Annotated in this window: 29 protein-coding genes; 27 read left to right on the top strand and 2 right to left on the bottom strand. The window is 68.2% G+C overall.

Annotation, left to right across the window (positions count from 1 at the left end):
- Positions 1-85: 85 nt before the first annotated feature.
- The 25 genes from MKK63_RS07125 to dprA all read left to right on the top strand — a co-directional run bounded on the left by MKK63_RS07125 (position 86) and on the right by dprA (position 23,932).
- Positions 86-1,579 (top strand): AMP nucleosidase, encoded by a 1,494-nt coding sequence (locus tag MKK63_RS07125; RefSeq protein WP_244000089.1) that lies wholly within the window; start codon positions 86-88, stop codon positions 1,577-1,579.
- Between the two features lie 344 nt (positions 1,580-1,923).
- Entirely contained in the window at positions 1,924-2,232 is a 309-nt protein-coding gene (locus MKK63_RS31940) for a hypothetical protein (RefSeq protein WP_244000087.1), read from the top strand.
- Positions 2,233-2,466: 234 nt separating this feature from the next.
- Entirely contained in the window at positions 2,467-3,768 is a 1,302-nt protein-coding gene (locus tag MKK63_RS07115) for an SLC13 family permease (RefSeq protein WP_244000085.1), read from the top strand.
- A gap of 129 nt (positions 3,769-3,897) precedes the next feature.
- Complete coding sequence (gene sdhC / locus MKK63_RS07110; RefSeq protein ID WP_160533055.1) at positions 3,898-4,299, top strand: succinate dehydrogenase, cytochrome b556 subunit; 402 nt, start codon at positions 3,898-3,900, stop codon at positions 4,297-4,299.
- Positions 4,300-4,309: 10 nt separating this feature from the next.
- The gene (gene sdhD / locus MKK63_RS07105; protein WP_244000083.1) at positions 4,310-4,729 is read left to right on the top strand and encodes a succinate dehydrogenase, hydrophobic membrane anchor protein; all 420 of its coding nucleotides are present in this window, start codon (positions 4,310-4,312) and stop codon (positions 4,727-4,729) included.
- 32 nt (positions 4,730-4,761) lie between these two features.
- Positions 4,762-6,579, top strand: coding sequence for a succinate dehydrogenase flavoprotein subunit (sdhA, locus tag MKK63_RS07100; protein ID WP_244000081.1), 1,818 nt, complete (start codon positions 4,762-4,764; stop codon positions 6,577-6,579).
- Positions 6,580-6,602: 23 nt separating this feature from the next.
- The gene (locus MKK63_RS07095; RefSeq protein ID WP_244000079.1) at positions 6,603-6,872 is read left to right on the top strand and encodes a DUF433 domain-containing protein; all 270 of its coding nucleotides are present in this window, start codon (positions 6,603-6,605) and stop codon (positions 6,870-6,872) included.
- Entirely contained in the window at positions 6,869-7,243 is a 375-nt protein-coding gene (locus MKK63_RS07090; protein ID WP_244000077.1) for a DUF5615 family PIN-like protein, read from the top strand. Before MKK63_RS07095 ends, MKK63_RS07090 begins: the two co-directional genes overlap by 4 nt.
- A 5-nt stretch (positions 7,244-7,248) precedes the next feature.
- A complete protein-coding gene (locus tag MKK63_RS07085; RefSeq protein WP_244000075.1) occupies positions 7,249-8,073 on the top strand; it encodes a succinate dehydrogenase iron-sulfur subunit in 825 nt (274 codons plus the stop codon).
- Positions 8,074-8,328: 255 nt separating this feature from the next.
- Entirely contained in the window at positions 8,329-8,916 is a 588-nt protein-coding gene (locus MKK63_RS07080) for an AprI/Inh family metalloprotease inhibitor (RefSeq protein ID WP_244000073.1), read from the top strand.
- 87 nt (positions 8,917-9,003) lie between these two features.
- Positions 9,004-10,917 (top strand): ABC transporter ATP-binding protein, encoded by a 1,914-nt coding sequence (locus tag MKK63_RS07075; RefSeq protein ID WP_244000071.1) that lies wholly within the window; start codon positions 9,004-9,006, stop codon positions 10,915-10,917.
- Positions 10,918-10,995: 78 nt separating this feature from the next.
- Complete coding sequence (locus tag MKK63_RS07070; RefSeq protein ID WP_244000069.1) at positions 10,996-12,390, top strand: MATE family efflux transporter; 1,395 nt, start codon at positions 10,996-10,998, stop codon at positions 12,388-12,390.
- A gap of 492 nt (positions 12,391-12,882) precedes the next feature.
- Positions 12,883-13,455, top strand: a complete 573-nt coding sequence (gene petA, locus MKK63_RS07065; RefSeq protein ID WP_244000300.1) for a ubiquinol-cytochrome c reductase iron-sulfur subunit — start codon at positions 12,883-12,885, stop codon at positions 13,453-13,455.
- Positions 13,456-13,468: 13 nt separating this feature from the next.
- A complete protein-coding gene (locus tag MKK63_RS07060; RefSeq protein ID WP_243926638.1) occupies positions 13,469-14,755 on the top strand; it encodes a cytochrome b in 1,287 nt (428 codons plus the stop codon).
- A 24-nt stretch (positions 14,756-14,779) separates the two neighbouring features.
- Positions 14,780-15,685: a cytochrome c1 gene (locus MKK63_RS07055; protein ID WP_244000067.1), complete on the top strand. Its 906-nt coding sequence runs from the start codon at positions 14,780-14,782 to the stop codon at positions 15,683-15,685.
- Positions 15,686-15,883: 198 nt separating this feature from the next.
- The gene (locus MKK63_RS07050; protein WP_244000065.1) at positions 15,884-16,759 is read left to right on the top strand and encodes an S-methyl-5'-thioadenosine phosphorylase; all 876 of its coding nucleotides are present in this window, start codon (positions 15,884-15,886) and stop codon (positions 16,757-16,759) included.
- An 84-nt stretch (positions 16,760-16,843) separates the two neighbouring features.
- Positions 16,844-17,431 carry an imidazoleglycerol-phosphate dehydratase HisB gene (gene hisB, locus MKK63_RS07045; RefSeq protein WP_244000063.1) on the top strand — a complete coding sequence of 196 codons (588 nt, stop codon included), beginning with the start codon at positions 16,844-16,846 and terminating at the stop codon, positions 17,429-17,431.
- 69 nt (positions 17,432-17,500) lie between these two features.
- A complete protein-coding gene (locus tag MKK63_RS07040) occupies positions 17,501-17,986 on the top strand; it encodes a DUF2628 domain-containing protein (RefSeq protein WP_244000061.1) in 486 nt (161 codons plus the stop codon).
- 19 nt (positions 17,987-18,005) lie between these two features.
- Positions 18,006-18,665 carry an imidazole glycerol phosphate synthase subunit HisH gene (gene hisH / locus MKK63_RS07035; protein ID WP_244000059.1) on the top strand — a complete coding sequence of 220 codons (660 nt, stop codon included), beginning with the start codon at positions 18,006-18,008 and terminating at the stop codon, positions 18,663-18,665.
- Positions 18,666-18,702: 37 nt separating this feature from the next.
- Positions 18,703-19,446: a 1-(5-phosphoribosyl)-5-[(5-phosphoribosylamino)methylideneamino]imidazole-4-carboxamide isomerase gene (hisA, locus tag MKK63_RS07030; protein ID WP_244000057.1), complete on the top strand. Its 744-nt coding sequence runs from the start codon at positions 18,703-18,705 to the stop codon at positions 19,444-19,446.
- A 40-nt stretch (positions 19,447-19,486) separates the two neighbouring features.
- Positions 19,487-19,957 (top strand): DUF29 domain-containing protein, encoded by a 471-nt coding sequence (locus MKK63_RS07025; RefSeq protein WP_244000055.1) that lies wholly within the window; start codon positions 19,487-19,489, stop codon positions 19,955-19,957.
- Between the two features lie 20 nt (positions 19,958-19,977).
- The gene (hisF, locus tag MKK63_RS07020) at positions 19,978-20,781 is read left to right on the top strand and encodes an imidazole glycerol phosphate synthase subunit HisF (protein ID WP_244000053.1); all 804 of its coding nucleotides are present in this window, start codon (positions 19,978-19,980) and stop codon (positions 20,779-20,781) included.
- Positions 20,778-22,082, top strand: a complete 1,305-nt coding sequence (locus MKK63_RS07015) for a dihydroorotase (protein WP_244000051.1) — start codon at positions 20,778-20,780, stop codon at positions 22,080-22,082. The genes hisF and MKK63_RS07015 overlap by 4 nt, the downstream gene beginning before the upstream one ends.
- Complete coding sequence (gene plsY / locus MKK63_RS07010; RefSeq protein WP_244000049.1) at positions 22,082-22,684, top strand: glycerol-3-phosphate 1-O-acyltransferase PlsY; 603 nt, start codon at positions 22,082-22,084, stop codon at positions 22,682-22,684. The genes MKK63_RS07015 and plsY overlap by 1 nt, the downstream gene beginning before the upstream one ends.
- A 36-nt stretch (positions 22,685-22,720) precedes the next feature.
- Positions 22,721-23,932, top strand: a complete 1,212-nt coding sequence (dprA, locus tag MKK63_RS07005; protein WP_244000047.1) for a DNA-processing protein DprA — start codon at positions 22,721-22,723, stop codon at positions 23,930-23,932.
- Here the strand turns inward: dprA and ruvX are convergent.
- Together ruvX and MKK63_RS06995 are read right to left on the bottom strand one after the other, a co-directional pair.
- Positions 23,922-24,434, bottom strand: coding sequence for a Holliday junction resolvase RuvX (gene ruvX, locus MKK63_RS07000; RefSeq protein ID WP_244000045.1), 513 nt, complete (start codon positions 24,432-24,434; stop codon positions 23,922-23,924). The genes dprA and ruvX overlap by 11 nt on opposite strands.
- Positions 24,431-25,021, bottom strand: coding sequence for an SMI1/KNR4 family protein (locus MKK63_RS06995; RefSeq protein WP_313901753.1), 591 nt, complete (start codon positions 25,019-25,021; stop codon positions 24,431-24,433). The genes ruvX and MKK63_RS06995 overlap by 4 nt, the downstream gene beginning before the upstream one ends.
- A gap of 82 nt (positions 25,022-25,103) precedes the next feature.
- On the opposite strand from MKK63_RS06995, the gene MKK63_RS06990 reads away from it, so the two are divergent.
- Both MKK63_RS06990 and gatC read left to right on the top strand, forming a co-directional pair.
- Positions 25,104-25,313: a hypothetical protein gene (locus tag MKK63_RS06990; RefSeq protein WP_244000042.1), complete on the top strand. Its 210-nt coding sequence runs from the start codon at positions 25,104-25,106 to the stop codon at positions 25,311-25,313.
- Positions 25,314-25,451: 138 nt separating this feature from the next.
- Positions 25,452-25,739 (top strand): Asp-tRNA(Asn)/Glu-tRNA(Gln) amidotransferase subunit GatC, encoded by a 288-nt coding sequence (gene gatC / locus MKK63_RS06985; RefSeq protein ID WP_244000040.1) that lies wholly within the window; start codon positions 25,452-25,454, stop codon positions 25,737-25,739.
- Positions 25,740-25,808 lie beyond the last annotated feature (69 nt).

Here is a 25,808-nt window from a genome sequence, read left to right as displayed (position 1 = left end):
CGGCCAAGCCCCCGCCGCCCGCAAGCCCGGGATCTCGCGCGCCCGCGTCCGGCGGTGTAGAGCCGGCCCCCGGATCGGAGGCGACATGATCGAGCGAGAATTGCGGCCGATGCAGGCCGTGGCGGATGCCGGGACTGCGATCGATCGCTTGATCGAGCTCTACGACGGGGCCGTCGGCGCATTGCGACAGGCCCTGGAGCGCTACCTCGCCGGGGGGCCGCCCCCGGACGCCACCGAGCGCCTTGCCTTCCGCTACCCCGAATTGCGGATCAGCTACCGTCCGGACGGTCCGCTGCCGCGGGTGCGGCGCGCTACCGCGAAGCTCCAAGCAGCCGGCACCTACGCGACCACGGTCACGCATCCCGCCTTCTTCCGCCACTACCTGACCCGCCAGCTGGAGCCGCTGATCGCCGATTATGGGATCACCCTCGAAGTCGGTCTGAGCGCGCAGGAAATTCCCTATCCCTACGTACTCGAGGCAGGACTCGACGCGCGCGGACGCGCCGTCGACGGCGCGGACCTCGCCACCTATTTCCCGGTGCCGCTGCTGTCGCTGGTGGGCGACGAGATTGCCGATGGCATCTTCGACCGCGCCGAGGGTGAGCCGCTACCGCTCGCCTTGTTCGATGCTGTCCGGGTCGACTACTCGCTGCGACGGCTCGTCCACTATACGGGCTGCGACTGGCGCGAGGTCCAGCCCTGGATCCTGCTGACCAACTATCACCGTTACGTCGATCAGTTCGTCCGCCACGGGCTGGATCGGCTGGCCTCGGGTACGGAAGGGTTCGAACGTCTGGTCCTGCCGGGCGGGATCTCGGTCTCGCGGGCCGAGGCCGCGCAAGCCGACCCGGCGGCGGTGATCGCCGCCTCGCCCTGGCACCGCCACCAGATGCCAGCCTATCACCTCGTTGCCCGGGGCGAAGACGGGACGCATCAGGGCACGACCTTGGTGAATATCGGTGTCGGTCCCTCGAACGCGAAGACGATCACCGATCACCTCGCGGTGCTGCGCCCGGATTGCTGGCTGATGGTCGGCCATTGCGGCGGCCTGCGGCAATCGCAGACCATCGGCGATTACGTGCTGGCGCACGCCTATCTCCGTCGCGACCGGATCCTCGACGAGCTTGTGCCCCCGGACGTACCGGTCCCGGCGCTCGCCGAGGTGCAGGTCGCGCTCCAGAACGCCGCGGCCGCCGTGACGGGCGAGCAGGCCGAAGCCCTCAAGCGTCGCCTGCGCACCGGCACGGTCGTCACCTACGACGACCGCAATTGGGAGTTGCGGTTCAGCCAAGAGCGGCGGCGGATCAACCAGTCGCGAGCCGTGGCGGTCGACATGGAAAGCGGCACCGTTGCCGCCCAGGGCTTCCGCCTGCGCGTGCCTTACGGAGCGTTGCTCTGCGTGTCGGACAAGCCCCTGCACGGCGAGATCAAGCTGCCGGGCGCCGCCAACGCGTTCTACGATCGGGCGGTCTCCGAGCATCTCAAGGTCGGGCTCGCCGCGCTCGACGCCCTACGCGCCGACCGGCACGGGCTGCACTCGCGCAAGCTGCGGAGCTTCGACGAACCGCCCTTCCGGTAAACGACCGGTCCGATTCGCTTAGCCGAGCTCTCGAGCGACCATGCTGTCGGCCCGGTGCAGCGACGGAACGACACGCACGCGTCGAATGATGCTCGGATACACGCGGGTTCAGCACTGTTGGACAAGCAACGATCACACGATACGTTGGGTTGTTCGACGAAGTATCCGGCATTGGTGTCGACTGCATTGCTTGCGGCCGTGGCTTTCAACCCGCTCGGCGCGGATGCGCGTGGCTCTGGCAGCGGCGGGTTTCACGGGGGCGCAGGCTTCGGCGGTGCCCGCGCGGGCGGACTCGGCGGCTTCCACCCGCTGGCTTGGGCGGCGCAGGGTTGGGCGGAACCGGCGTGACCGGCACCGGCGGCCTTCGGACCGCGGGATTCGGTAATTCCGGCCGCGTCGGCGGGGTCGAGACCCGTGGAGTCATCGGAAATCGGGGTGTTATCGGAAGCTCCGGGCCGGCTGGGCGGGGCTTCGGGGGCCGTCACGCTGGCCGCGGCTACGGGCACGGTCTCGGGTATGGCCTCGCGGGTGTGGGGCTCGGCCTCGGCGTCGAATACGGACTCGGTGGCTTCGGCGATGACAGCTTCAACACCGAGCATGGCTATGGCGCCTACGATTCGGCTTCTTGCGGCACGTACGGCTCCGGCTACTGACCCCCTCGGAATCACGCATCCGGACTCGAATTCGGGAGGCCCGGCCGGTGTACGGCCGGTCCTCCGCGTGTCGAGATCCCTCAGCGCGTTTCGGATTGCCTTTTGCACTCCGTCGGTCCCGGCGTGCGGGCCTTCGCCGTTGAAGAAGGCTCGGTCCATCACTGCCGAATTGCGAACCTTTCCAAACCGGCCAGGATGTTCGCATTGTCGGGGGTGTGAAGAGGGGAGGATCGCGTGAGCGGGGTTGCAGCTGTGCCGGCGACCGCCGCTCTGCTCGTGCTGTGCATGAGCCTGTGGGCGACTGCGCTGTTGCCAGAGGTTGTGACGGCGCTTGCCTTCTTCGGACTGGCGATGCTCTTCCGCCTGGGAAGCGCCACCACGGTCTTTTCCGGCTTCTCGGCTTCGGCCTTTTGGCTCGTCCTGTCCGGCATGGTGGTTGGACAGGCCATGACTCGTACGGGGCTGGGCAGCCGTGTGGCCCGCGCGCTGGCGCTTCGCCTCTCCGGCTCCTACCCGCAGCTGATCGCTGGCTTGGTCGGTCTCAGCTTCCTGATCGCCTTCGTCATGCCGTCGAATCTCGGGCGGATCGCCCTGATGATTCCGGTGACGCTGGCGCTCTGCGACGCATTCGGGCTCGTCCAGGGCCGCCCGGGGCGGACCGGGGCGGTTCTGGCCGTGGGCTTGGCTACGCCGATCCTCTCGGCGGCGATCCTGCCCGCCAATGTGCCGAACCTCGTGATGGCCGGCTCGGCCGAACATCTGCTCGGTGTCCACTTCTCCTACCTGTCGTATTTCCTGCTGCATGCGCCCGTCCTGGCCGGGGTCAAGGGCGTCATCCTGGTGCTGTTGGTCGTGCGGCTGTTCCCGGATCGGCTGGCGCACGGTGCTCCGGCCTTGCCGGCACTGCCGCCGATCTCCGCCGGCGAGCGGCGCCTCGCCGCGATCCTGGCCTGCACGCTCGCGCTTTGGATGACCGACAGCCTTCATGGGCTCGCCCCGGCCTGGGTCGGCCTCGCCGCCGCCGTCGTCTGCCTGCTGCCACGGATCGGCGTGCTTCCATCCGAGAGCTTCCAGCAGATCAATCTGCGGATCTGCTTCTACATCGCGGCCCTGCTGGGGCTCGTTGCCCTCGTCAACGAAACCGGGCTCGGCGAACGCCTCGGGCACCTCGTGTTGTCGGTGGCGCCGCTCGAGCCTGGCGCCCCGGTGCAGAACTTCACCGTGCTGACGGGTCTCGGGACGGGGCTGACGCTGCTTCTCACCGCCAACGGCGCACCGGCGCTTTACACGGCTCTGGCGGGCGAGATGACGGCGGCCAGCGGAATGTCACCCTACGCGGTCGTCTCGCTGCAGGTCATCGGCTACTCGACGGTCTTCTTCCCGTACCAAGCGCCTCCGATCGTGTTCGCCAGCGAACTCGGCGGCGTCCGCCTCAGGGATGCGACGCGACTCACCCTGAGCTTCGGATTGGTCAGCCTCATCGTGGCGGCCCCCCTCGATTATGCTTGGTGGCGGCTGCTCGGCCTCCTGAAGTGACAGAATTCGATTTGTGTTGCCCGCGTGGGCACATTGCGTCGCACCATGACGGATTGCGGCTTGCCCGCGCAGGCACTAGCGCTACCAGATTAGAGACGGTCCAGTTCGCAGCTGCGAGGCTTCATCCCGATGGCACCCACCGCACGCCCGACAGTGGCACAGCCGCTTTCGCCGCATCTCCAGATCTATCGCTGGACCTGGACCATGGCGATGTCGGTGTTTCACCGCATCACCGGCACGGCGCTTTACGGAGGGACTGCACTCGTCGCGATCTGGCTGCTGGCGCTGGCTTCCGGGCCGGTGGCCTATTCTTACGTCGCCGGATTTTTCGGCTCCGTGATCGGGCGCCTGATCCTGTTCGTCTACACGTGGATCCTGATGCACCACATGCTCGGCGGCCTGCGCCATTTCGCCTGGGACTTTGGGATCGGCTTCGATCGGGAGAAGCGGCTGGCGATGTCCCGTCTGACCCTGATCGGGTCGGTGGCGCTCACGCTCGTCATCTGGGCGGTCGCCCTTCTGGTCCGCTGAGGAGGTCGTCATGGCCAAGGAAAAGATCCGCCAGGACACGAGCGTCTCGATCCGCACCCCGCGGGCCCGCGTCCGGGGCCTGGGCGTCGCCCATCACGGCGTCAGCCATTGGTGGTTGCAGCGCGTCACCGCGCTGACCAACACGGTGCTGATGCTGGCGTTCGTGGTCATCATCGCGAACATGGCCGGCCGCGATTACGCGGGTGCAGTCCATATCGTCGCAAACCCCTTCGTCGCGATCATCCTCATCCTGGCACTTCTGTCGGTGACGCTCCACATGCGCATCGGCATGCAGGTGATCATTGAGGATTACGTCCACGCGCAGGCGACCAAGATCGCCGCGGTGCTTGCCAACAACGTCTACGCGGTCCTCGTGGCTGTCGCCTGCCTCTACGCGGTCCTGCGCATCGGCTTCGGACAGCCGGCCTGAACCCCGCCATCACGACATTCGAGGAGCCGAACATGGCCGCCAACGGCACCAACGGCAGCGGGCCTGCCTACACCATCCACGATCACGCCTTCGACGTGGTGATCGTCGGCGCAGGCGGCGCGGGCCTGCGGGCCACGGTCGGCTGCTCGGAGGCCGGCCTGCGCACCGCCTGCATCACCAAGGTGTTCCCGACCCGCTCGCACACCGTGGCCGCGCAGGGTGGCATCTCGGCCTCGCTCGGCAACATGGGCCCGGATGACTGGCGCTGGCACATGTACGACACCGTGAAGGGGTCGGACTGGCTCGGCGATCAGGATGCGATTGAGTACCTCGTGCGCAATGCGCCGGCCGCCGTCTACGAGCTGGAGCACTGGGGCGTGCCGTTCTCCCGCACGGAGGAAGGCAAGATCTACCAGCGCCCGTTCGGCGGCATGACCACCGATTACGGCAAGGGCACCGCCCAGCGCACCTGTGCGGCGGCCGACCGCACCGGCCACGCCATGCTGCACACCCTCTACGGGCAGGCGGTGAAGAACCAGACCGACTTCTTCATCGAGTACTTCGCCCTCGACCTGATCATGGACGAGGAGGGTCGCTGCCGCGGCGTCATCGCCCTCGATCAAGCCACGGGAGAGATCCACCGCTTCCGTGCCCAGACCACCATCCTGGCGACCGGCGGCTACGGCCGCGCGTATTTCTCAGCGACCTCGGCTCACACCTGCACGGGCGACGGCAACGCCATGGTGCTGCGCGCCGGCCTGCCGCTGCAGGACATGGAGTTCGTGCAGTTCCACCCGACCGGCATCTACGGCGCGGGCTGCCTGATCACCGAGGGTTCGCGCGGCGAGGGCGGTTACCTGACCAATTCCGAGGGCGAGCGCTTCATGGAGCGCTACGCGCCGTCGGCCAAGGATCTCGCCTCGCGCGACGTGGTCTCGCGCTCCATGACCATGGAGATCCGCGACGGCCGCGGCGTCGGCAAGAACAAGGATCACATCTACCTGCACCTCGATCATCTGGATCCGAAGATCCTGCACGAGCGCCTGCCGGGCATCTCGGAATCGGCGAAGATCTTCGCAGGCGTCGACGTGACCAAGGAGCCGATCCCGGTCCTCCCGACCGTCCACTACAACATGGGCGGCATCCCCACGAACTACCACGGCGAGGTGCTGACGCTGCGCGATGGCAACCCCGACACGGTGGTGCCCGGCCTGATGGCGATCGGCGAGGCGGCCTGCGTGTCCGTCCACGGCGCCAACCGCCTCGGCTCGAACTCGCTGATCGACCTCGTGGTGTTCGGCCGCGCCGCCGGGAAGCGCTGCGCCGAGATCGTCGAGCCGAACGGTCGGGCGATGGAGTTGCCCAAGGGCGCCACCGATAAGGCGCTCGATCGCCTCGACCGCTTCCGCCACGCCAACGGCGCGACGCCGACCGCGGAGCTGCGCGCCGAGATGCAGAAGACCATGCAGAACAACTGCGCGGTGTTCCGCACCGGCGAGGTTCTGGAGGAGGGCAAGGGCCTGATCCACAAGGTCTGGAACGCCGCCGCCGACGTGAAGATCACCGACCGGTCGCTGATCTGGAACACCGACCTCCTGGAGACCCTGGAGTTTGACAACCTGATCGGCCAGGCGGTGGTGACGATGGAATCAGCGGCCAACCGCAAGGAATCCCGCGGCGCCCATGCCCGTGAGGACTTCCCGGACCGCGACGACAAGGACTGGATGAAGCACACCCTGTCCTGGCTCGACGAGAGCCGGCATCAGGTGAACATCGATTATCGCCCGGTCCACACCTACACGATGTCGAACGAGATTCAGTACATCGAGCCGAAGGCGCGGGTGTACTGACGCCCGAACGAGGAGCCATCGTCATGAGCGACACAGCGCGGCGCATCAACGGCTTCTCCCGCATCACCGTCGATCCACGAGTGATGGGTGGGAAAGCCTGCATCCGTGGGATGCGCGTCACCGCTTCCATGATCCTCGGCAACCTCGGTGCCGGCGTCACGATGGAACGGCTCCTCGAGATGTACCCGTATATCGAGCGCGAGGACGTGCTCGAGGCAATCCGTTACGCAGCTTGGCTCGCCTCGGAACGCGCGATCACGACCTCGGCGGTGACCGCGGAGGCGGCGGCGTGAGCTTCGTCGTCGACATGAACCTGTCGCCAGAATGGGTACACCCCCTGGCCGAGCAGGGTCACGTCACCATACATTGGCGGGCTGTCGGAGCCGTCGACGCCCTCGACGACGACATCCTCATCTGGGCGGCCGAGGATGATCGGATCGTCCTCACGCCCGATCTGGACTTCGGCGTCGCGGCCCGCGGGCTGAAGGCGCCAAGTGTGGTCCAGCTCCTGCTCGACAACCTCGACCCATTGGTGGTCGGCACTTCGGTTGTCCAATCCATCGCCGCGGCCGGTGAAGCCGTGGTCGGCGGCGCCATCCTCACGATCGAACCTGGTCAAACCCGCCTCCGGCCCGGTTTGGGCACGATCGCCATCGACGGATAGGACTCATGGCTCAGTTCAACCTTCCAAAAAACTCCCAGATCACGCAGGGCAAGTCATGGCCGGCCCCTCCGGGCGCCAAGAGCCTGCAGACTTTCAAGATCTATCGCTGGAACCCGGATGACGGGGCCAATCCGCGCATCGACACCTATCAGGTCGATCGCGAGGATTGCGGCCCGATGGTCCTCGACGCTTTGCTGTGGATCAAGAACACGGTCGATTCCACTCTGGTCTTCCGCCGGTCCTGCCGCGAGGGCATCTGCGGCTCCTGCGCGATGAACATCGAGGGCCAGAACGCGCTCGCCTGCACGATGGGCATCGACGAGTGCAAGAGCCCCGACAACGCCCTGCCGGTCATGACCCGCAAGGACAAGGATGGGGCGATCCGCATCTATCCGCTGCCGCACATGCCGGTGCTGAAGGACCTCGTGCCGGACCTCACCAACTTCTACGCCCAGCACGCGGCGATCGAGCCGTGGCTGCAGACCGAGACGCCGGCCCCCGAGAAGGAGTGGCGCCAGACCCCCGAGGATCGTTCGCGGCTCGACGGCCTTTACGAGTGCATCCTGTGCGCGTGCTGCAGCACCTCCTGCCCAAGCTACTGGTGGAACGGCGACAAGTTCCTGGGCCCGGCGGCCCTGCTCCAGGCCTATCGCTGGCTCATCGACTCCCGTGACGAGAATACCGGCGATCGGCTCGACAACCTGCACGATCCGTTTCGGCTCTATCGCTGCCATACCATCATGAACTGCGCCAATACCTGCCCGAAGAACCTGAATCCCGCAAAGGCAATCGCCGAGATCAAGAAGATGATGGTCGAGCGCGCGCTCTGATTAAACGGCGCGATCTCTTCCGAAATGGATTCCGGTTCGGCGCCGAAAAACGCGTCACCGCAGAAACTCAGAGTCGGTCGCGATCGGGACCAGCTCTGAGTTTGCGGCCTGAACGCCACACTTCTTCGAAAAGGCGCGCCTTCCGCGACGGACTCACCGGGCATCGCCGGGGCCGCCTTGCAGTCAGCGCATTTGCCGCCGAGTCAGGAGCGACGCGCGAAAGCGTGCCCGTTCAAGCCTGACCCAAGTGGATCGATGCTGCGCCCGAGTTTGTCGACGTTCGCCGTTCTCTGCTTGGCCGCCAGCCTCGGGGCCTGCGCATCCAGCCGGCTCGACGCACCGCGCACCCGGGCGCCGCAGGCCGGTCTCGAGGCCGTCCCGGCCGTTCCGTCGGGAACGGTGACGGCGGCGCCGCTCGCCCCGCCGCCGGGCGTGGCGGCGAGCCCCGACGCTTCGCTGCCCCCTCCCGGCCCGCAAGCGGCCCTGTCGCCCGCCACGCCGACGGTGATCGCCGAGCCGGTCACCCCGCCGGCACCGCCGCCACCGGTGGTCGCCACCGGGCGCGCCGCTGTGGTCGGAAGCTGGGATGCCCGGGACGCGACCGGGGCGAACTGCAAGGTCACGCTCTCCAGCGCCCCCGCTCTCGACCTCTACAAGGCCTCGGCCTCGGCCTGCCCGAACAAGGATCTGGCCAAGGTCTCGGCCTGGGATTTCCGAGACGGGGAGGTCTACCTCTACCAGCCCGGCGGCACCGTGGCGGCCCGCCTGCGCCAGGGCGGGGGCGGAGGCGGCCTGGAAGGCGCGCTGACCAAGTCGGGGGCCGCCCTCGCGCTGAACCGCTGAGGCGGTTGGCGCGACCTCCGCGCGCGGTTGGCGCGGCGCGCCCCGCGCTTACATGAGGGGCTCCCGTAGCGTCACGCCCCAGGCAGCATGTTCCTCGATTGGCTCGAGCGCCGCGTCGATCCGTTCGCGCCCTTTGACGAATCCCAGATGCCGCCGCGCACGGTGCTCGGCTTCGCGTGGTTCTACCTGCGCCCGATCCGCGCTGCGCTGGCGGCCCTGTTCGTCATCGCGGTGCTCGCCGGAACGGTCGAGGCCTCGCTCTATTTGGTCATGCGGTGGTTCATCGACCTGCTCGGCACAGCCGATCGCGCCACCGTGCTGTCGGATCACGCCACCGGCCTCGGCTTGGCGGTGCTGCTGATCGCGGGGGTCAGGCCGGTGTCGATCTGGGCCCACGAGGTGCTGTCCAACCAGCTCATCGTGCCGCAATCGACGAGCCAGATCCGTTGGCGGGCGCATCTCTACACCCTCGGTCACGCGCTCTCGTATTTCCAAGGCGACTTCTCGGGACGACTGGCGAACCGCGTCGTGCAGGTCGGGCCGGCGGTGCGCGAACTCGCGGTTGTGTTCATCGACACGCTGCTCTACGTGGCGATCTATGCGGTGACGGCGGTCGGCCTGTTCGGCTCGATCTCCCCATGGCTCGCCCTGCCGGTCCTGATCTGGATCGGCGCCTACGCGTGGCTGACCGCATGGTTCGTGCCCCGCGCCCGGGCTCGCTCGCACAAGACCGCCGATACGCGTTCGACGCTGATCGGCCGCATCGTCGACAGCTACACCAACATCCTGACCGTGAAGCTCTTTGCCCGGGATCGGGAGGAGCGGGCCGCCGTGCGCGACGCCGTCGACGTTCATACCGAGGCGTACCTGCACCAGTTCCGGCTGGTGACGCTCACCACCAGCCTGCTGGGTGTCCTCAACAGCGCCTTGCTGATCGCCACGGGCGCGGCCTGCATTGTCCTGTGGCGCGGGGGCGGCATGACGACCGGCGAAGCATCGGCGGGGCTCGCCTTGGTGCTCCGGCTCATCGCGATGTCGGGCTGGGTGATGCAGACGGTGCGCGGCGTGTTCGAGAATGTCGGCGTGGTCCAAGAGAGCATGCAGACGATGGCGCGTCCTCACGGGCTCCTCGATGCACCGGACGCGCGGGAACTCGCGGTCACCGGCGGCGAGGTCCGGTTCGAGACGGTCGGCTTCCACTACGGTCGCGGCGACGCGACGGTGATCGAGGACTTCTCCCTGACGATTCGCCCCGGCGAAAAGGTCGGCCTCGTCGGTGTCAGCGGCGCAGGAAAGTCGACGCTCGCGAGCCTGCTGCTGCGCCTCTACGACGTCGAGAGCGGCTGCATCCGCGTCGATGGGCAAGATATCGCCACGGTGACGCAGCAATCCCTGCGCGAGGCGATCGCGATGGTCAGCCAGGACACGTCGCTCCTGCACCGCTCGATCCGCGACAACATCGCCTACGGTCGGCCGGAGGCCTCCGATGAGGCGATCGCGCGGGCCGCGCAACTGGCCCATGCGGACGGCTTCATCGCCGATCTCGTCGACCACAAGGGGCGGCGTGGATACGACGCTCAGGTCGGCGAGCGTGGCGTCAAACTCTCGGGCGGCCAGCGTCAGCGGATCGCTATCGCGCGGGTGATTCTCAAGGATGCGCCGATCCTGATCTTGGACGAGGCGACCTCGGCTCTCGACAGCCAGGTCGAGGCGGCGATTCAGGAATCCCTCGACACGCTGATGGCCGGCAAGACCGTGCTGGCAATCGCTCATCGGCTCTCGACCATCGCGGCCCTCGACCGGCTCGTCGTGATTGAGCGCGGGCGCATCGTGGAGGAAGGGACGCATGCGGAACTCGTCGCCCGCGGCGGCGTCTATGCCGGCCTGTGGTCGCGGCAATCGGGCGGCTTCCTGGCCGACCAATCGAAGCTGGGGGCGCCCGAGGCCGAGCCTACGCCGGACCGGCGCGCGCGACAGGTTTCAGACGCATTACGCGGATAGAACCCAACCCTGAAGGACGAGCGCCGACACGCAACGGCAGCCGATCCGTCCTGATCCCGAACAGACCGAGAGTTTTTCATGCCGGCACTCGACCTCGCGGGTCTTCCCGCGCGGGAAGGGGCCCCGTCACACCGCCCCTGGCTCCGCGAACTGCACGCGACACTCGCGCTAGCCGGGCCGCTCGTGCTCATCAACCTCGCCCAGCACGGCCTCATCATGGCCGATGTCGTCATGCTCGGCCGTCTCGGCTCCGAAGCCCTGGCGGCAGCGACCCTGGCGCATGGACTCTACTTCATCCTGTTCATCGGTGGCCTGGGTTTGACCGGGACGGTAGCGCCGCTGATCGCGGCGGCGCTCGGGCACGACCCAGGCGCGACCGACGCCGCGCGCCGGACCCTGCGGGCGGGCTTCTGGGCTGCTACGCTGGTCGCTGCGCCCCTGATGGCGATCCTCTGGCAAACCAGCGCGCTCCTCGCCGCGATCGGCGAACCGCTGCCCCTGGCCGAGGCCGCCGGCGCCTACATGCGTGTCCTGCAATGGGCGATGTGGCCGGCCCTGCTATTCATGGCCCTGCGGGGAGCGCTTGCCGCCCTGCAACGGCCGGGCTGGGCGATGGCTGCGAGCCTGGCGGCGCTCCCGGTGAACGTCGCCCTGGGACTCTGGCTCGCCTTTCCGGCGGGTCTTGCCCTCGGCATGACGGGCATCGGCGCCGCCACGCTCTGCTCGGCCGTGTTCAGCCTAACCCTTCTGGTCGTTGTGGTGTTGTGCGATCCGCGTCTCCGGCGCCACCGGTTGCTCCAGGGGTTCTGGCGCTTCGACGGCGCGCGGCTCGCCGCCGTGTTCCGCCTCGGCCTGCCGATGACGGCCACCGGCCTCGCCGAGGCCGGATTGTTCGAGGCGGCCGCCCTCGGCATGGGCCTGTTTGGGGCCAGCCAGCTCGCAGCCCACGCCGTGGCGATCCAGATCGCGGCCGTCTGCTTCATGGTGCCGAACGGCGTCGCGCAGGCCACGACCGTCCGCGTCGGCCTGGCCTTCGGAAGACGGGATGGAAGCGGTGTGCGCCGGTCCGGCGCGGTTGCCCTCGGGCTCGCATCCGCCTTCATGGCCCTCTGCGCGCTCACGCAGCTCGCCGCCCCGGACCGACTGACCGGCCTGTTCCTCGACCTCGGCGATCCGGCCAACGCAGCGGTTCTACCGATCGCCGTCGCCTTCATCGGTTTCGCGGCCCTCTTCGCGGTTGCGGACGGCATCCAGTCGGTGGCGCTCGGGATGCTGCGCGGCCTGCAGGACGCCACCGTTCCGATGTGGATCGCAATCGGCGGTTATTGGGGACTCGGCGTGCCGTTGGGCGCCGCCTTGGCCTGGGGCGCGGGGCTTCAAGGCTACGGCATCTGGCTTGGCTTCTGCGCCGGCCTCTTTGCGGTGGCGAGCTTGCTGGTTCTGCGGTGGCGATGCCTCACCGTCGCCTCCTGATTCGGGAATCGATCCAAGCGTCGTCTTGAGACACCGCTCATATCCCCGTCGGTCGCGATGCGATGCAAACCGGGGGTCCGCATCACCATCAGGTATCGCCCGGCTTGGGACATTCGTGGCAGCCGGGATGGCGGAGGGAACGCCACACCGAGCGTACGCGCGTGAGAACCCGATCCGGCGGCGTTCGGACGCCGGATGTGAACAGCGCCCCGTCGCCTGGGTCGACCGCACAGGACGGCCGACAAGCGCGGACAGGCTCCGAGGCGGGCGCTTCCCGGCAATCGGCACGATATCTGGACAGACACGTCCGATCCGTATCGCTGCGCCGCAAACCGTCGCTTGACTCAGGGGCGGCAGACGGTCTCATTGCCCCGATTAGAACGATAATGCTTTGATCCTGGCTACAGCCGGGAGACCAGGGCAGGGCGCCTGCGGCCCTCACGCCGACGCACGGAGTTCATGAACTTGGCGAACACATCAGCCGCCGCGCCCGTGGCCCACGGGCAGGATACACACGGGCAGGGCACGCACGGGCCGGAGGGTAGCCGGCGCGACTTCCTGTTCCTGGCAACGGGCGCCGCGCTCGCCGTCGGGGCCGGCTCCGTCGTCTGGCCGCTGATCTCGTCGATGGCGCCCGACGCCGACACCATCGCGGCCGGCGCACCGATCGAGGTCGACCTGACGCCGATTCAGGACGGGCAGATCGTCAACGTCTTCTGGCGCGGCAAGCTGATCTTCGTGCGCAAGCTGACCGCGAAGGAATTGACCGATATGAAGGCGGTCCCGCTCTCGGCGATGATCGACCCGGCCGCCTTCACGACCCGTGTCAAGAACGGGCACGACCAATGGTTGGTCGTGTACGGCAATTGCACGCATCTCGGCTGCGTGCCGATCGGCCACCAGGGTAATTTCGAGGGCTGGGCTTGCCCCTGCCACGGTTCGCAGTTCGACGCGGTGGGTCGCGTGCGCCATGGACCGGCGCCGATCAACCTGCCCATCCCGCCCTACGCCTTCCAGACGGATGCCAAGATCCGGATCGGCGAAGGCGGCAAGGAAGCGGCCTGAGGAGGACGGAAGCATGAGCGGTACGGCCAGCACCTACGTCCCGAAGAGCCGCGTAGCCAAATGGTTCGAGGCGCGTCTGCCCATCGCCGGGCTGGTGCACTCGTCCTTCATCGCCTACCCGGTTCCGCGGAACCTCAACTACTTCTGGACCTTCGGCGCGATTCTCGCCGCCTTCCTAGGGATCCAGATCATCACCGGCGTCTGGCTGGCGATGCACTATGAGCCTTCCGCGACGGGCGCCTTCAACTCCGTCGAGAAGATCATGCGCGACGTGAACTACGGGTGGCTGCTGCGCTACGCGCACGCCAACGGCGCGTCGATGTTCTTCGTCGCGGTCTACGTCCACATGTTCCGGGCGCTGTATTACGGGTCCTACAAGGCCCCCCGCGAGGTGCTCTACATCCTCGGCGTCGTCATCTACCTGCTGATGATGGCCACGGCCTTCCTGGGCTACACGCTGCCCTGGGGCCAGATGAGCTTCTGGGGTGCCACCGTCATCACCAACATCCTGGCGGCGATCCCGGTGGTCGGCGACACGATCCAGACCCTGCTCTGGGGCGGCTACTCGGTCGGCAACCCGACGGTGAACCGCTTCTTCTCGCTGCATTATCTCCTGCCCTGGATGATCGCCGGCGTCGTCGTGCTCCACGTCTGGGCGCTGCACGTCACTGGTCAGAACAACCCGGCCGGGATCCCGATCAAATCGGGCAAGGACACGGTGCCGTTCACCCCCTACGCGACGGTCAAGGATGTGTTCGCGACCTGCGTGTTCATGATCCTGTTCGCGTGGTTCCTGTTCTTCCAGCCGAACTTCCTCGGCCACGCCGACAACTACATCCCGGCGAACCCCGCCGTGACGCCCGCGCACATCGTGCCGGAATGGTACTTCCTGCCGTTCTACGCGATCCTGCGCGCAGTCCCGAGCAAGCTCGGCGGCGTCATCCTGATGTTCTCGGCGGTGCTCATCCTGGCTTTCGCGCCCTGGCTCGACACGTCGCGCATCCGCTCGTGCAACTATCGGCCGATCTACCGCCAGTTCTTCTGGGTGTTCATCGGAACGACCCTCCTGCTCGGCTGGCTCGGCTCGCAGCCTCCGGAGGGCGGCTACGTGATCGCGTCGCAGGTCTGCACGGCCTACTACTTCGCCCATTTTCTGATCGTCATGCCGCTCTGCGGCCTGTTCGAGACACCGAAGAAACTGCCGGGCTCGATCCTCGAGAGCGTGACCGGACCGGGCAAGCAGGTCAGCGGATCCGGCATGCCAGCAGGCGCCGCAGCCGCTCCGACCACCAAGGGCTGACGGGCTGACGACAGGACCATGAACATGACCCGCGTCCTCCCGATGACCGCCGCGGCCGCCCTTGCGGCCTTCCTGATCGGCGCCGTGCCGTCCTCCGCCGAGGAAGGCCATGGCGGCCCGATCCCGGCCCGCGTGAAATGGAGCTTCGCCGGCACGTTCGGCCGCTTCGACGCCGCGCAGCTGCAGCGCGGCTTCCAAGTCTACAAGGAAGTCTGCTCGGCCTGCCATTCGATGAAGCTGGTTTCCTTCAGGAACCTTGCGCAGGAGGGCGGACCCGACTTCACCGCCGGCCAGGTCCAGGCGCTCGCCGCGACCTATCAGGTCAAGGACGGGCCGAACGATGCCGGCGACATGTTCGACCGCCCCGGTCGCCCGGCCGACACGTTCCCGCCGCCCTTCCCGAACGATCAGGCCGCGGCGGCGGCAAACGGTGGCAAAGCGCCCCCGGACTTTTCGGTGATCGCCAAGGCGCGGACCTTCTCCCGCGGCTCGCTCTACTTCCTCACCGACTGGCTGCCGCTGATCGGCTACTCGGAGCAGGGCCCCGACTACATCCACGCGCTGCTCAACGGCTACGAAGAAGCGCCGAAGGATTTCACGGTTCCGGACGGCGGCCACTACAACAAGTACTATCCCGGCCACATCATCGCGATGCCGCCGCCCATTACCGACGGGCAGGTCACCTACCCGAAGGACGACAAGGGCCAGCCGGTGGCGCCCGAGACCGTCGATCAGTACGGCAAGGACGTCGCGGCCTTCCTGATGTGGTCGGCCGAGCCCCACATGATGGACCGCAAGGCCCTGGGCTTCCGGGTGATCCTGTTCCTGATCATCCTGTCGGGGCTGCTCTACTACGTGAAGAAAAAGATCTGGGCTGATGTCGGCGGCGAGGTCCACGGCCTCCAGCCGGAGCTGCACAAGGCGTATTGAGCCGACGCACCTGATCGATGATACCGGTGGGCCTCCCTTGTGGGGGCCCATCTTTTTTGGGCCGGGGCTCCATGCTACCGCTCGGCCACCGCGATGACCGGCCCTTCGACGACGCCTGTCCGCTCCGGCGCCTCAGAATGAGGTGGTGGTTGAGACGAGCGGTTCGTCGATGCGCCGCGCCATGACAGGGATTTAGGCATGACGGCAGCGGTACTCGGGGTTATGGGCGGCTCCGGCGTCTACGACCTGCCTGGGCTCGAAGATGTCCGCGAGGAACGTGTGGCCTCCCCCTGGGGCGAGCCTTCGGACGCGCTGCGCATTGGGCGGATCGGCGACACCAAGATCGTGTTCCTGGCCCGCCACGGCCGCGGCCATCGCTTCTCGCCCGCCGGGATCAACTACCGCGCCAACATCGACGCGATGAAGCGCGCCGGGGTCACCGATCTCGTCTCGCTTTCCGCCTGCGGCTCGTTCCGCGAGGAGCTGCCGCCGGGCCTGTTCGTGCTGGTCGATCAGTTCGTCGACCGCACCCATGGCCGTGCCAGCTCGTTCTTCGGCGACGGCTGCGTCGCCCACGTCTCGCTGGCCCATCCGGTCGGGCCCAGCCTCCAGTCACGCATTGCGTCAGCCGCCAAAACAGAGGAGATCGCCGTCCATCGCGGCGGTACCTACGTCTGCATGGACGGGCCGCAATTCTCCTCGCTCGCCGAATCCCGGGCCTACAAGGCGCAGGGCTTCGACGTGATCGGCATGACCAACATGCCCGAAGCCAAGCTCGCCCGCGAGGCCGAGATCACCTACGCGACGATCGCCATGGTGACCGATTTCGATTGCTGGCACCCCGGCCACGACGCCGTGGACGTGGCCGCCGTGGTGGCGGTGGCGCGCGCCAACGCCGATAAGGCAGCGCGGCTCGTCGCCCGGCTGGCGCGCGATTTCCCGGCCGAACGCGAGCCCTGTCCGGCGGGCTCGCACCGGGCACTGGACGGGGCGATCATGACGGCGCCGGCCGTCCGCGACCCCGCGCTGCTCGCCAAACTCGACGCCGTCGCAGGGCGGGTGCTGAATGGATAGGCAGCGGCCCTTTCCATTTCAGCGGGACTCCCTCTAGAAGGCGCGGGCGGCAACGGCCGCCCTGGACGCGAAATACGAAGACAAATGCGTAGCGCCACCATCACCCGGAAGACCGCGGAGACCGACATCGCGGTCACCGTCGCCCTCGATGGGACCGGCCGATCGACGATCGCCACCGGGATCGGCTTCCTCGACCACATGCTCGATCTGCTGGCGCGGCACGCCCTGTTCGACCTCGACGTGAAGGTGGACGGCGACCTGCACATCGATCAGCACCATTCCGCCGAGGATTGCGGCATCGCGCTCGGTCAGGCCTTCTCGAAGGCGCTCGGGGACAAGCGTGGGGTGACGCGCTATGCCGACATCCACCTGCCCATGGACGAGGCGCTGACCCGCGTTTGCGTCGACATTTCGGGTCGCCCGTTCCTGGTGTTCCGCACCGCCTTCAAGGTCGAGAAGATTGGGCAGTTCGACACCGAACTGGTGCGCGAATGGTTCCAGGCCTTCGCGATGAATGCCGGCCTGACCCTTCACGTTGAGACGCTGTACGGCGACAACGCCCACCACATCGCGGAGAGTTGCTTCAAGGGGCTGGCTCGAGCCTTGCGGAAGGCGGTGGCGATCGATCCGCGGGAGGAGGGGCGCGTTCCCTCCACGAAGGGCTCCCTGTAGAGCATCTTGTCGTCGCGCTTCCCGGCCGCCTCGATGGCGGTTCGAGAGCGCCGTTGTCGGAGTCCCGCGATGCGGATGTGCAGCTACACGCTCCACCTGCCCCCCGATGCGCGCCCGGGCGAATCGATTGGCCTCGATCGGGCCGTTCTGGTGCCGGACGGCTTCTCGTGGTCCGCCTTTGCGTTCACGGTGCTGTGGTTCCTCTACCACCGGCTGTGGATCGCGGCGCTGATCGTGCTGATCGGCCTGATCGCGCTCGCCGGCGGGGGGATCCTGCTCGGGCTGCCGACCGGCGGCGGCCTGATCGTCACGCTGCTCGCCGGATGGCTGGTCGGGCTCGAAGCGTCGAGCCTGCGCCGCTGGACCCTCGCCCGGCGGGGCTGGCCGGCGCGCGATGCCCTGATCGCCGCCACGTCCGAAGACGCCGAAGCGCGCGCGCTCAATCGGTGGCTGGGCGCAAGCCCGGCGGTGGCGCGCGCCCCCTTCCCAAGCGGCCCGAGCCGCCGGGGCGAGCCCGTGATCGGCCTGTTCCCTGCTCAAGAGGGCGCCCGGTGATACGGCGGACGACACGCGCATGAGTACCGAGACCGTCGCGATCATCGATTACGGATCGGGCAACCTCCACTCCGCCGCCAAGGCGTTCGAGCGTGCCGCCCGTGAGTCCGGGCGCGATGCACGGATCCGCCTGACGGCGGACCCGGAGGTGGTAGCCACAGCCGATCGCGTCGTCCTGCCCGGCGTGGGCGCTTACGCCGATTGCCGCCGCGGGCTCGACGCCGTGCCCGGCATGGTCGAAGCGATGACTCAGGTGGCTCACCGGGACGCGCGGCCGTTCCTCGGCATCTGCGTCGGGATGCAGCTCCTGGCGACCCGCGGGCTGGAATACACCACGACGCCGGGTCTCGGCTGGATCCCCGGCGATGTTGGCCCGATCAGGCCGTCGGATCCGGCGTTGAAGGTCCCCCACATGGGCTGGAACACCCTGCAGCCGGCCCGCGAGCACGCGCTGCTTGCCGGCATTCCCACCGGCGAGGACGGCCTGCACGCCTATTTCGTGCACAGCTATGCGCTGTCACCCGAAAGTCCCGACGACGTGGTTGCCCGCGCGGATTATGGCGGACCGATCACCGCCTTCGTCGCCCGCAACAACGTCGCCGGCACGCAATTCCACCCCGAGAAGAGCCAGCGGCTGGGCCTCGCGCTCATCGCGAATTTCTTGAACTGGCGGCCCTGACGGCGGCTCCGCCCCGGCAACAAGGATAGATGTACCCGTGATCCTCTACCCGGCGATCGACCTCAAAGAGGGACGCTGCGTCCGCCTCATCCAGGGCGACATGGCCCAGGCCAAGGTGTTCGGCGACGATCCAGCTGCGCAGGCCGCGATCTTCGAAGGGCAGGGCTTTCCCTGGCTCCACGTGGTCGATCTCGACGGGGCATTCGCGGGCGCTCCGCGCAACGCGGCGGCGGTGGACGCGATTCTGGAACGCGTCACCATCCCGGTGCAGCTCGGCGGCGGCATCCGCGAGATGAAGACTCTGGAGGGCTGGCTCGCCAAGGGCGTGTCGCGGGTGATCATCGGCACCGCGGCGGTGCGCGATCCTGAATTCGTCCGTGAGGCCGCCCGCCAACATCCGGGGAAGATCGCGGTCGGCATTGATGCCAAGGACGGGCGCGTCGCCGTCGAGGGCTGGGCGCAGACCTCCAGCATGACCGCCGAAGAACTCGGCCGCCGCTTCGAAGACGCGGGCGTCGCGGCGCTCATCTACACGGACATCGCCCGGGACGGGATCCTGAAGGGCCTCAACGTCGAGATGACCCTGGCGCTGGCGCAGGCCGTGCGCATCCCGGTGATCGCCTCCGGCGGCCTCGCGTCGATCGACGACGTGCATCGCCTTCTCCAGCCGGATTGCGCGCTGATCGCCGGCGCCATCACGGGGCGGGCGCTCTATGACGGGCGGATCGATCCGCAAGCGGCGCTGGCGGCGATCGCTGCGGCACGCGGTCCGGCTTCGTGATAGAGGAAGCACAGCGAGGGCGCCGATACCGGAGGCTTCGATGACTGCATTGAAGACCTGGCCCGCGCCGGCCGGAACGGCCTACGCGGACGATTTCTACACCTGGACCCAGGAGCAGGGCGCGCGTTTGCGGGCCGGGGATGTCTCAGAGTTCGACCGCGAAAATCTTGCCGAGGAGATCGAGAGCTTGGGCAGGAGCCAGTTCGCCAGCTTGGTGAGCGCCTTGCGCGTGGTGCTGCTGCATATGCTGAAGGTCGATCATCAGCCTTCCAAACGGACACGAAGCTGGTTGATCTCGGTTGCGACGCATCGCATCCATATCGCGGACGAGTTAGACGATAGCCCTGGGTTGAAGAGCCGCCTCGTCGAAGCAATCGGCAAGGCTTATCGCCTCGCGCGCCTCGCGGCGGCGCAGGAGATGGGGCTCGCGGTCGGGAGCTTCCCAGAGACCTGCCCTTACACCTATCAGGACATCACGGATCGCCCCTTTGCGATCGATCCCGAATCCTGAAGCGAACGGACGAGCCCCTTTTGCTCAAGACCCGCATCATCCCCTGCCTCGATGTGAAGGACGGGCGCGTCGTGAAGGGCGTGCGCTTTGAGGGCCTGCGCGATGCCGGCGACCCGGTCGAGGCCGCCAAGGTCTACGACGCGGCCGGCGCCGACGAGCTGTGCTTCCTCGACATCACCGCGAGCCGCGAAGCCCGCGGCACGCTGCTCGGCATCGTCAGCCGAACCGCAGAGGCCTGCTTCATGCCGCTGACCGTGGGTGGCGGGGTGCGCACCGTCGAGGATGTTCGTGCGCTCCTGCTCGCCGGGGCCGACAAGGTCGCGATCAACACCGCGGCCGTGAAGGATCCGGACCTCGTCGCCCGCGCGGCGGAGAAGTTCGGCGCCCAGTGCATCGTGGTGGCGATCGACGCCAAGCGCGTCTCGCCGCCCGGGGCGCCCGCGTCCTGGGAAATCTTTACCCATGGCGGCCGCGATCCGACGGGGATCGATGCCGTCGCCTTCGCCCGATTGGTCGCCGGGAAGGGCGCGGGTGAATTGCTGGTCACCTCCATGGACAAGGACGGGACACGCTCCGGCTACGATCTCGCCCTCACACGGGCGATCAGCGACGCGGTCTCTGTGCCGGTCATCGCCTCCGGCGGCGTCGGCGGCCTCGACGATCTCGTGGCCGGCGTGGCCGAGGGCGGGGCGAGCGCGGTGCTGGCGGCCTCCATCTTCCATTTCGGACAGGCGAGCGTCGCCGAGGCCAAGGCCCATATGGCGGCGGCCGGCCTTGCCATGCGTCTCGATGGTCCGGCCTCATCCGCGAGGACGCCCCTGTGAGCAGCTACCTTCTGGCGAACGCCAACCTCCTCGACCCGGCGACGGGACGGAAGACCCCCGGTGCGGTCCTGGTGCGGGACGGCCGGATCGCCGACATCGTCGGCGGCGCAGCTCCGGGCACGCCGGACTGCGCAAAGCGCATCGACTGCGCCGGCCGAGTCCTGACACCCGGCCTTATCGACATGCGCGCCTTCGTGGGCGAACCCGGGGCCGAGCATCGCGAGACCCTGGCCTCGGCGAGCGCCGCCGCTGCCGCGGGGGGCGTGACCACCCTGGTCTGCATGCCGGACACCAACCCGGTGATCGACGGGCCGGCCATCGTCGATTTCGTGCTGCGCAGGGCCCGCGACACGGCGAGCGTCAACGTCCTGCCGGCCGCCGCGATCACCAAGGGGCTCGCCGGCCGCGAGATGACCGAGTTCGGCCTCCTCAAGGAGGCCGGCGCCGTGGCGTTCACGGACGGCCTGCATGCGGTCGCCAACGCCCAGGTGATGCGGCGCGCCTTGACCTACGCCCGGGACTTCGACGCCCTGGTGATGCAGCATGTCGAGGATGCGGATCTCGTCGCCGAAGGCGTGATGAACGAGGGCGAACTGGCCTCCCGCCTCGGGCTGATGGGCATCCCCCGCGAGGCCGAGACCGTTATGCTGGAGCGCGACATCCGCCTCGTGCGGCTGACCGGCGCCCGCTACCACGCCGCCATGATCTCCTGTGCCGATTCGGTGGAGATCGTCCGCCGGGCCAAGCAGGATGGCTTGCCGGTGACCTGCGGGGTGTCGGTGAATAACCTCGTGCTGAACGAGAACGACATCGGCCATTACCGCACCTTTTGCCGACTCTCGCCGCCGCTGCGCGACGAGGCCGACCGGCACGCGATCGTCCAGGCTTTGGGCGAGGGCGTGATCGACGTGGTCGTGTCCGATCACAACCCGCAGGACGTGGAGACCAAGCGCCTGCCCTTCGCGGAAGCCGCGGACGGCGCCCTCGGGATCGAGACCCTGCTGGGTGCGGCCCTGCGCCTCGTTCACACCGGCGACCTCGATCTGGCCAAGCTCGTCGCCGCGCTGACGGTGAACCCGGCCCGGATCCTCGGGCGCGAAGCCGGCCGGCTCGCAGTTGGTGCGCCGGCCGATCTTGTGCTGATCGACCCCGATCTGCCCTATGTTCTCGACAAACGGCGGTTGAAGTCGCGTTCGAAGAACTCGCCGTTCGACGAGGCGCGCCTCCAGGGTGCTGCGGTGCTCACGCTGGTCGGCGGAGCGATCGTCCACGCGGCCGACGATTTGGCAGCGGCGGCCTGATGCCCCCGGATCTTACGACCTGGGCCGCGCTGGGCGGGCTCGTCATCGGATACGCGCTGGGCTCGATCCCGTTCGGCCTGATCCTGACGCGCTTCGCCGGACTCGGCGACGTGCGGTCGATCGGATCGGGCAATATCGGCGCCACCAACGTCCTGCGCACCGGCCGAAAGGGGCTGGCGGCCGCGACCCTGGTGGGTGACGCCCTGAAGGGGACCGCGGCGGTCCTGATCGCCGGGCAGTTGGGGGAGGGGCCCGCGCTCGCCGCAGGTCTTGGGGCGTTCCTCGGCCATTGTTTCCCCGTCTGGCTCGGCTTCAAGGGCGGCAAGGGCGTCGCCGTCTTCATCGGCGTGCTCCTCGCTTTCTCCCTGCCGGCCCTCGGAATCTTCGCGTTGATCTGGCTCGGTCTCGCCTTCGCGCTGAAGTATTCGTCGCTTGCGGCGCTCGTCGCCTCGGCCGCGACGCCCCTGGCGTTGTGGGCCCTCGGCGCGCCGGCGCAAGCTGTGCTGTTCCTGCTGCTGGGCGTGCTGCTATGGTGGAAGCACGCGCCCAACATCCGCCGGCTGGCCTCCGGCACCGAGGGGCGCATCGGCCAGAAGGGCTGAGCGCACGGACGGGATGCGCGGTCCTCGGGGGATCGCATGCAGCTCACCGATGCCCAGCGTCTCGATTGGCTGCGCCTGATCCGCACCGAGGGCGTCGGGCCGCGCACCTTTCGCACCCTGATCAACCGCTTCGGCGGGGCGGCCGCCGCCCTTGAGGCGATCTCTGATCTCGGCCGGCGGCAGGGCAAGAGGCTGGAGCCGCCGACCCGGGCGCAGGCCGAGGACGAGATCGCGGCGCTGGCCCGCCTTAACGGCAGGCTGATCGCCACCGGCGAGGCGGATTTTCCGCGTCTCCTCCAGCAAACCGACGCGGCGCCGCCGCTCCTCGCGCTCCGGGGCGCCGCGATCCTGAACCGTCCGGCGGTAGCGCTGGTCGGCTCGCGCAATGCCTCGACGGCCGGGCTCGCCTTCACGGAGCGACTGGCCCGGGGCCTCGGCGAGGCCGGCCTGACCGTGGTCTCGGGGCTGGCCCGGGGCATCGACGCACGGGCCCACAAGGCGAGCCTCTCGACCGGCACCGTCGCGGTGATGGCCGGCGGTCAGGACCGGATCTATCCCGCCAATCACGGCGCCCTGGTCGACGCGATCCTGGGGGAGGGCGGCGCGGTGCTCGCCGAGATGCCGATGGGCTGGGTTCCGCGCGGGCGCGACTTTCCGCGGCGCAACCGCATCATCTCGGGCCTGTCGTACGGCACCGTGGTGGTCGAGGCGGCGCGCCGCTCCGGCTCGCTGATCACCGCGCGCTACGCGCTTGAGCAGAACCGCGAGGTCTTTGCGGTCCCCGGCTCGCCGCTGGATCCGCGGGCGGAGGGCACCAACGATCTGATCCGCCAGGGAGCGGCGCTCGTCTCCGAGGCGTCGCATGTCCTTGAGGTGCTCGGACCGATCATCGAGCGCGGCCCGGATGCGGACGCCGCCCCGGCGCGGGACCGGCCGGATCTCCGCGAGCAGCCGGACTTCTGGGATGAGATCGACCTCGACGGGTCGATCCCGCAGGATTTTGGCGCTGCGGACATAGGCAACCCGCCGGAGAGAGCCGTTTCGGACGAAATGGACGAGGAGCCCGGGCCGGACGACGACCGAGCCCGCATCGTCGCGTTGCTCGGACCGAGCCCCATCGGCACCGACGAGCTGGCGCGCAGCGCCGGCATCGGGATCCGGGTCGTCCAGACCGTCCTGCTGGAGCTGGAACTCGACGGGCGGATCGAGCGCCACGGCAGCGGCGCGGTCTCGCTGCTCAGCCGCTGAACGGGTCCGCGTCGGCCTCCGCGTCGGCGTCGACGTCGGCGAGGTGGCGCATCACATCGAGGCAGCCCTGGAGGATGTAGGCAGCGGCAAGCTTGTCCACGAGTTCGCCGCGCCGGGCCCGGGAGGCGTCCGCCTCGATCAGCGCCCGGGTCACCACCGCGGTCGACAGGCGCTCGTCGAAAAACACGTGGGGCAGGGGCAGGATCGGCGCGAGGTTGCGCACGAACGCTCGGGTCGATTGCACCCGCGGGCCTTCGCTGCCGTCCATGTTGAGCGGCAGGCCGACCACGAGGCCGCCGACCGCGTGCTGGCGGCACAGGGCCGCGAGGCGCTGCGCGTCCGGCGTGAACTTCACCCGGCGGATCGTCTCCAGCGGCGTCGCGATCTGGCGGCCGAGATCGGACAGCGCGAGACCAATCGTCTTGGTGCCGAGATCGATGCCGATCAGCCGCGCCCCGCCGCGTGAAGCGCTCGCGAAGGCGCGGATCGCGTCGTGATTCATGGGTCCGCCTGTGTGCTGCGTGCCAGCGTGGCCTCAGCAACGCCCTCGAATCGCGCGGGCAGCGGCTCGAAGCCCGGCCCGAGCACCAGGGCGGCTGAGGGCGCGGTGACTTGCGTGAAGAAGTCGTCCAGGCTCTCCCCGCCGAACCGGATCGTCTCGAGATCGGGGGCGAGCAGCCAGATATCGTATTCCGGGCCGCTTCCGGACACGTCCCAAAACAGAAGCCCGCCATCCTCGCCCCGGCCGAAGAAACAGGCCCGTTCGACGATGGCCGGATCGCCGCCCTCGACGTCGAACCGGTGCGATTCGGCCCCGTCCTCCAGCATCCCGATGGTGGCCCCGACGCTGTGGGCGATGATGCCGGCCTGCGTGATCAGATCAACGGCTTCGTAGGGGCCCGGAACCGCGATCCTGAACTGGTCACCTCCGAGGCCGACGCCGCACGTCCGGCAGAAGCTGCGGTAGGAGGCCGGTAAGGCGAAGCCGAGTTCCGCCGCGGCACGGTCGAGCTCCGTCTCACCCGGCGTGAAGCCCGGGGACAGGCTGGTGAAGATCCGCTCCCACATCGATCCCGGTCTCTCATCCACAGGCTTGCCGCTCTCCGTAGATCGCCCCGGATGCACACGGAGCGGTTCACGATTAGGTAGGTAAACACTTCGTTAAACCATCATGCGTGTTCCTGCCGTGTCGACACTTGGCCAGCCCACCCGTTTTGAGCCTCTCGGCTCGCCGCTGGCGATGCCGCGGCGGCATCGCCTGATGCTGCTGCTGGCCTTCGAGATCCTGGTCTTGGGCTTTGCCCAAGCCATGGTCCAGCCGGTTCGGCAGACCGGAATCACCATCGAGATGTCGGTTACGCCGCACCACGTGGTGACCTGACCCCAGGCATGCCGACCCGATCCTGAAGGCGGTCAGACGCCCGACTTTCCACACCGCGCGTTGCGGCGCGTCGAACGCCGATGCTATAGCCCGGCCGATCGCGGGAGGCTGCTCCCGGACAGGGACGAACGGGACGGCATGTCGGTCGACGAGAGGACGGTTCGGCGGATCGCGCATCTGGCGCGCATCGCGGTCACCGACGAAGAGGTCGGGCCGCTGCAGGGTGAGCTGAACGCGATCCTCGCTTTCGTGGAGCAACTCGGGACCGTCGACGTGTCCGGCGTCGAGCCCATGACCTCCGTGACGCCGATGGCGATGAAGAAGCGCGAGGACGTGGTCACCGAGGGTGGCCGCGCCGCCGACGTGGTCGCCAACGCGCCCGAGACCGAGGACAATTACTTCCTGGTCCCGAAGGTGGTCGAGTAGGCTGGTCTCGGCGCCAACCGAGCGGACCGGATTTCTGATGGGCGCGCCGCGGCGCGCGGGGACGGGAAC

Source organism: Methylobacterium sp. J-088 (genome assembly GCF_022829295.1).
Classification (GTDB): domain Bacteria; phylum Pseudomonadota; class Alphaproteobacteria; order Rhizobiales; family Beijerinckiaceae; genus Methylobacterium.
The sequence above is the reverse complement of the archived record's forward strand: the minus strand, read 5'-3'. Positions and strand labels throughout refer to the sequence as shown.

Bases quoted from the DNA above. Each gene is read 5' to 3' on its own strand.
- MKK63_RS07125 (WP_244000089.1), top strand. From the start codon at position 86: ATGATCGAGCGAGAATTGCGGCCGATGCAGGCCGTGGCGGATGCCGGG.
- sdhC (WP_160533055.1), top strand. From the start codon at position 3,898: ATGGCACCCACCGCACGCCCGACAGTGGCACAGCCGCTTTCGCCGCAT.
- sdhD (WP_244000083.1), top strand. From the start codon at position 4,310: ATGGCCAAGGAAAAGATCCGCCAGGACACGAGCGTCTCGATCCGCACC.
- sdhA (WP_244000081.1), top strand. From the start codon at position 4,762: ATGGCCGCCAACGGCACCAACGGCAGCGGGCCTGCCTACACCATCCAC.
- MKK63_RS07095 (WP_244000079.1), top strand. From the start codon at position 6,603: ATGAGCGACACAGCGCGGCGCATCAACGGCTTCTCCCGCATCACCGTC.
- MKK63_RS07085 (WP_244000075.1), top strand. From the start codon at position 7,249: ATGGCTCAGTTCAACCTTCCAAAAAACTCCCAGATCACGCAGGGCAAG.
- MKK63_RS07080 (WP_244000073.1), top strand. From the start codon at position 8,329: ATGCTGCGCCCGAGTTTGTCGACGTTCGCCGTTCTCTGCTTGGCCGCC.
- MKK63_RS07075 (WP_244000071.1), top strand. From the start codon at position 9,004: ATGTTCCTCGATTGGCTCGAGCGCCGCGTCGATCCGTTCGCGCCCTTT.
- MKK63_RS07070 (WP_244000069.1), top strand. From the start codon at position 10,996: ATGCCGGCACTCGACCTCGCGGGTCTTCCCGCGCGGGAAGGGGCCCCG.
- MKK63_RS07060 (WP_243926638.1), top strand. From the start codon at position 13,469: ATGAGCGGTACGGCCAGCACCTACGTCCCGAAGAGCCGCGTAGCCAAA.
- MKK63_RS07055 (WP_244000067.1), top strand. From the start codon at position 14,780: ATGACCCGCGTCCTCCCGATGACCGCCGCGGCCGCCCTTGCGGCCTTC.
- MKK63_RS07050 (WP_244000065.1), top strand. From the start codon at position 15,884: ATGACGGCAGCGGTACTCGGGGTTATGGGCGGCTCCGGCGTCTACGAC.
- hisB (WP_244000063.1), top strand. From the start codon at position 16,844: ATGCGTAGCGCCACCATCACCCGGAAGACCGCGGAGACCGACATCGCG.
- MKK63_RS07040 (WP_244000061.1), top strand. From the start codon at position 17,501: ATGCGGATGTGCAGCTACACGCTCCACCTGCCCCCCGATGCGCGCCCG.
- hisH (WP_244000059.1), top strand. From the start codon at position 18,006: ATGAGTACCGAGACCGTCGCGATCATCGATTACGGATCGGGCAACCTC.
- MKK63_RS07025 (WP_244000055.1), top strand. From the start codon at position 19,487: ATGACTGCATTGAAGACCTGGCCCGCGCCGGCCGGAACGGCCTACGCG.
- plsY (WP_244000049.1), top strand. From the start codon at position 22,082: ATGCCCCCGGATCTTACGACCTGGGCCGCGCTGGGCGGGCTCGTCATC.
- dprA (WP_244000047.1), top strand. From the start codon at position 22,721: ATGCAGCTCACCGATGCCCAGCGTCTCGATTGGCTGCGCCTGATCCGC.
- ruvX (WP_244000045.1), bottom strand. From the start codon at position 24,434: ATGAATCACGACGCGATCCGCGCCTTCGCGAGCGCTTCACGCGGCGGG.
- MKK63_RS06990 (WP_244000042.1), top strand. From the start codon at position 25,104: ATGCGTGTTCCTGCCGTGTCGACACTTGGCCAGCCCACCCGTTTTGAG.
- gatC (WP_244000040.1), top strand. From the start codon at position 25,452: ATGTCGGTCGACGAGAGGACGGTTCGGCGGATCGCGCATCTGGCGCGC.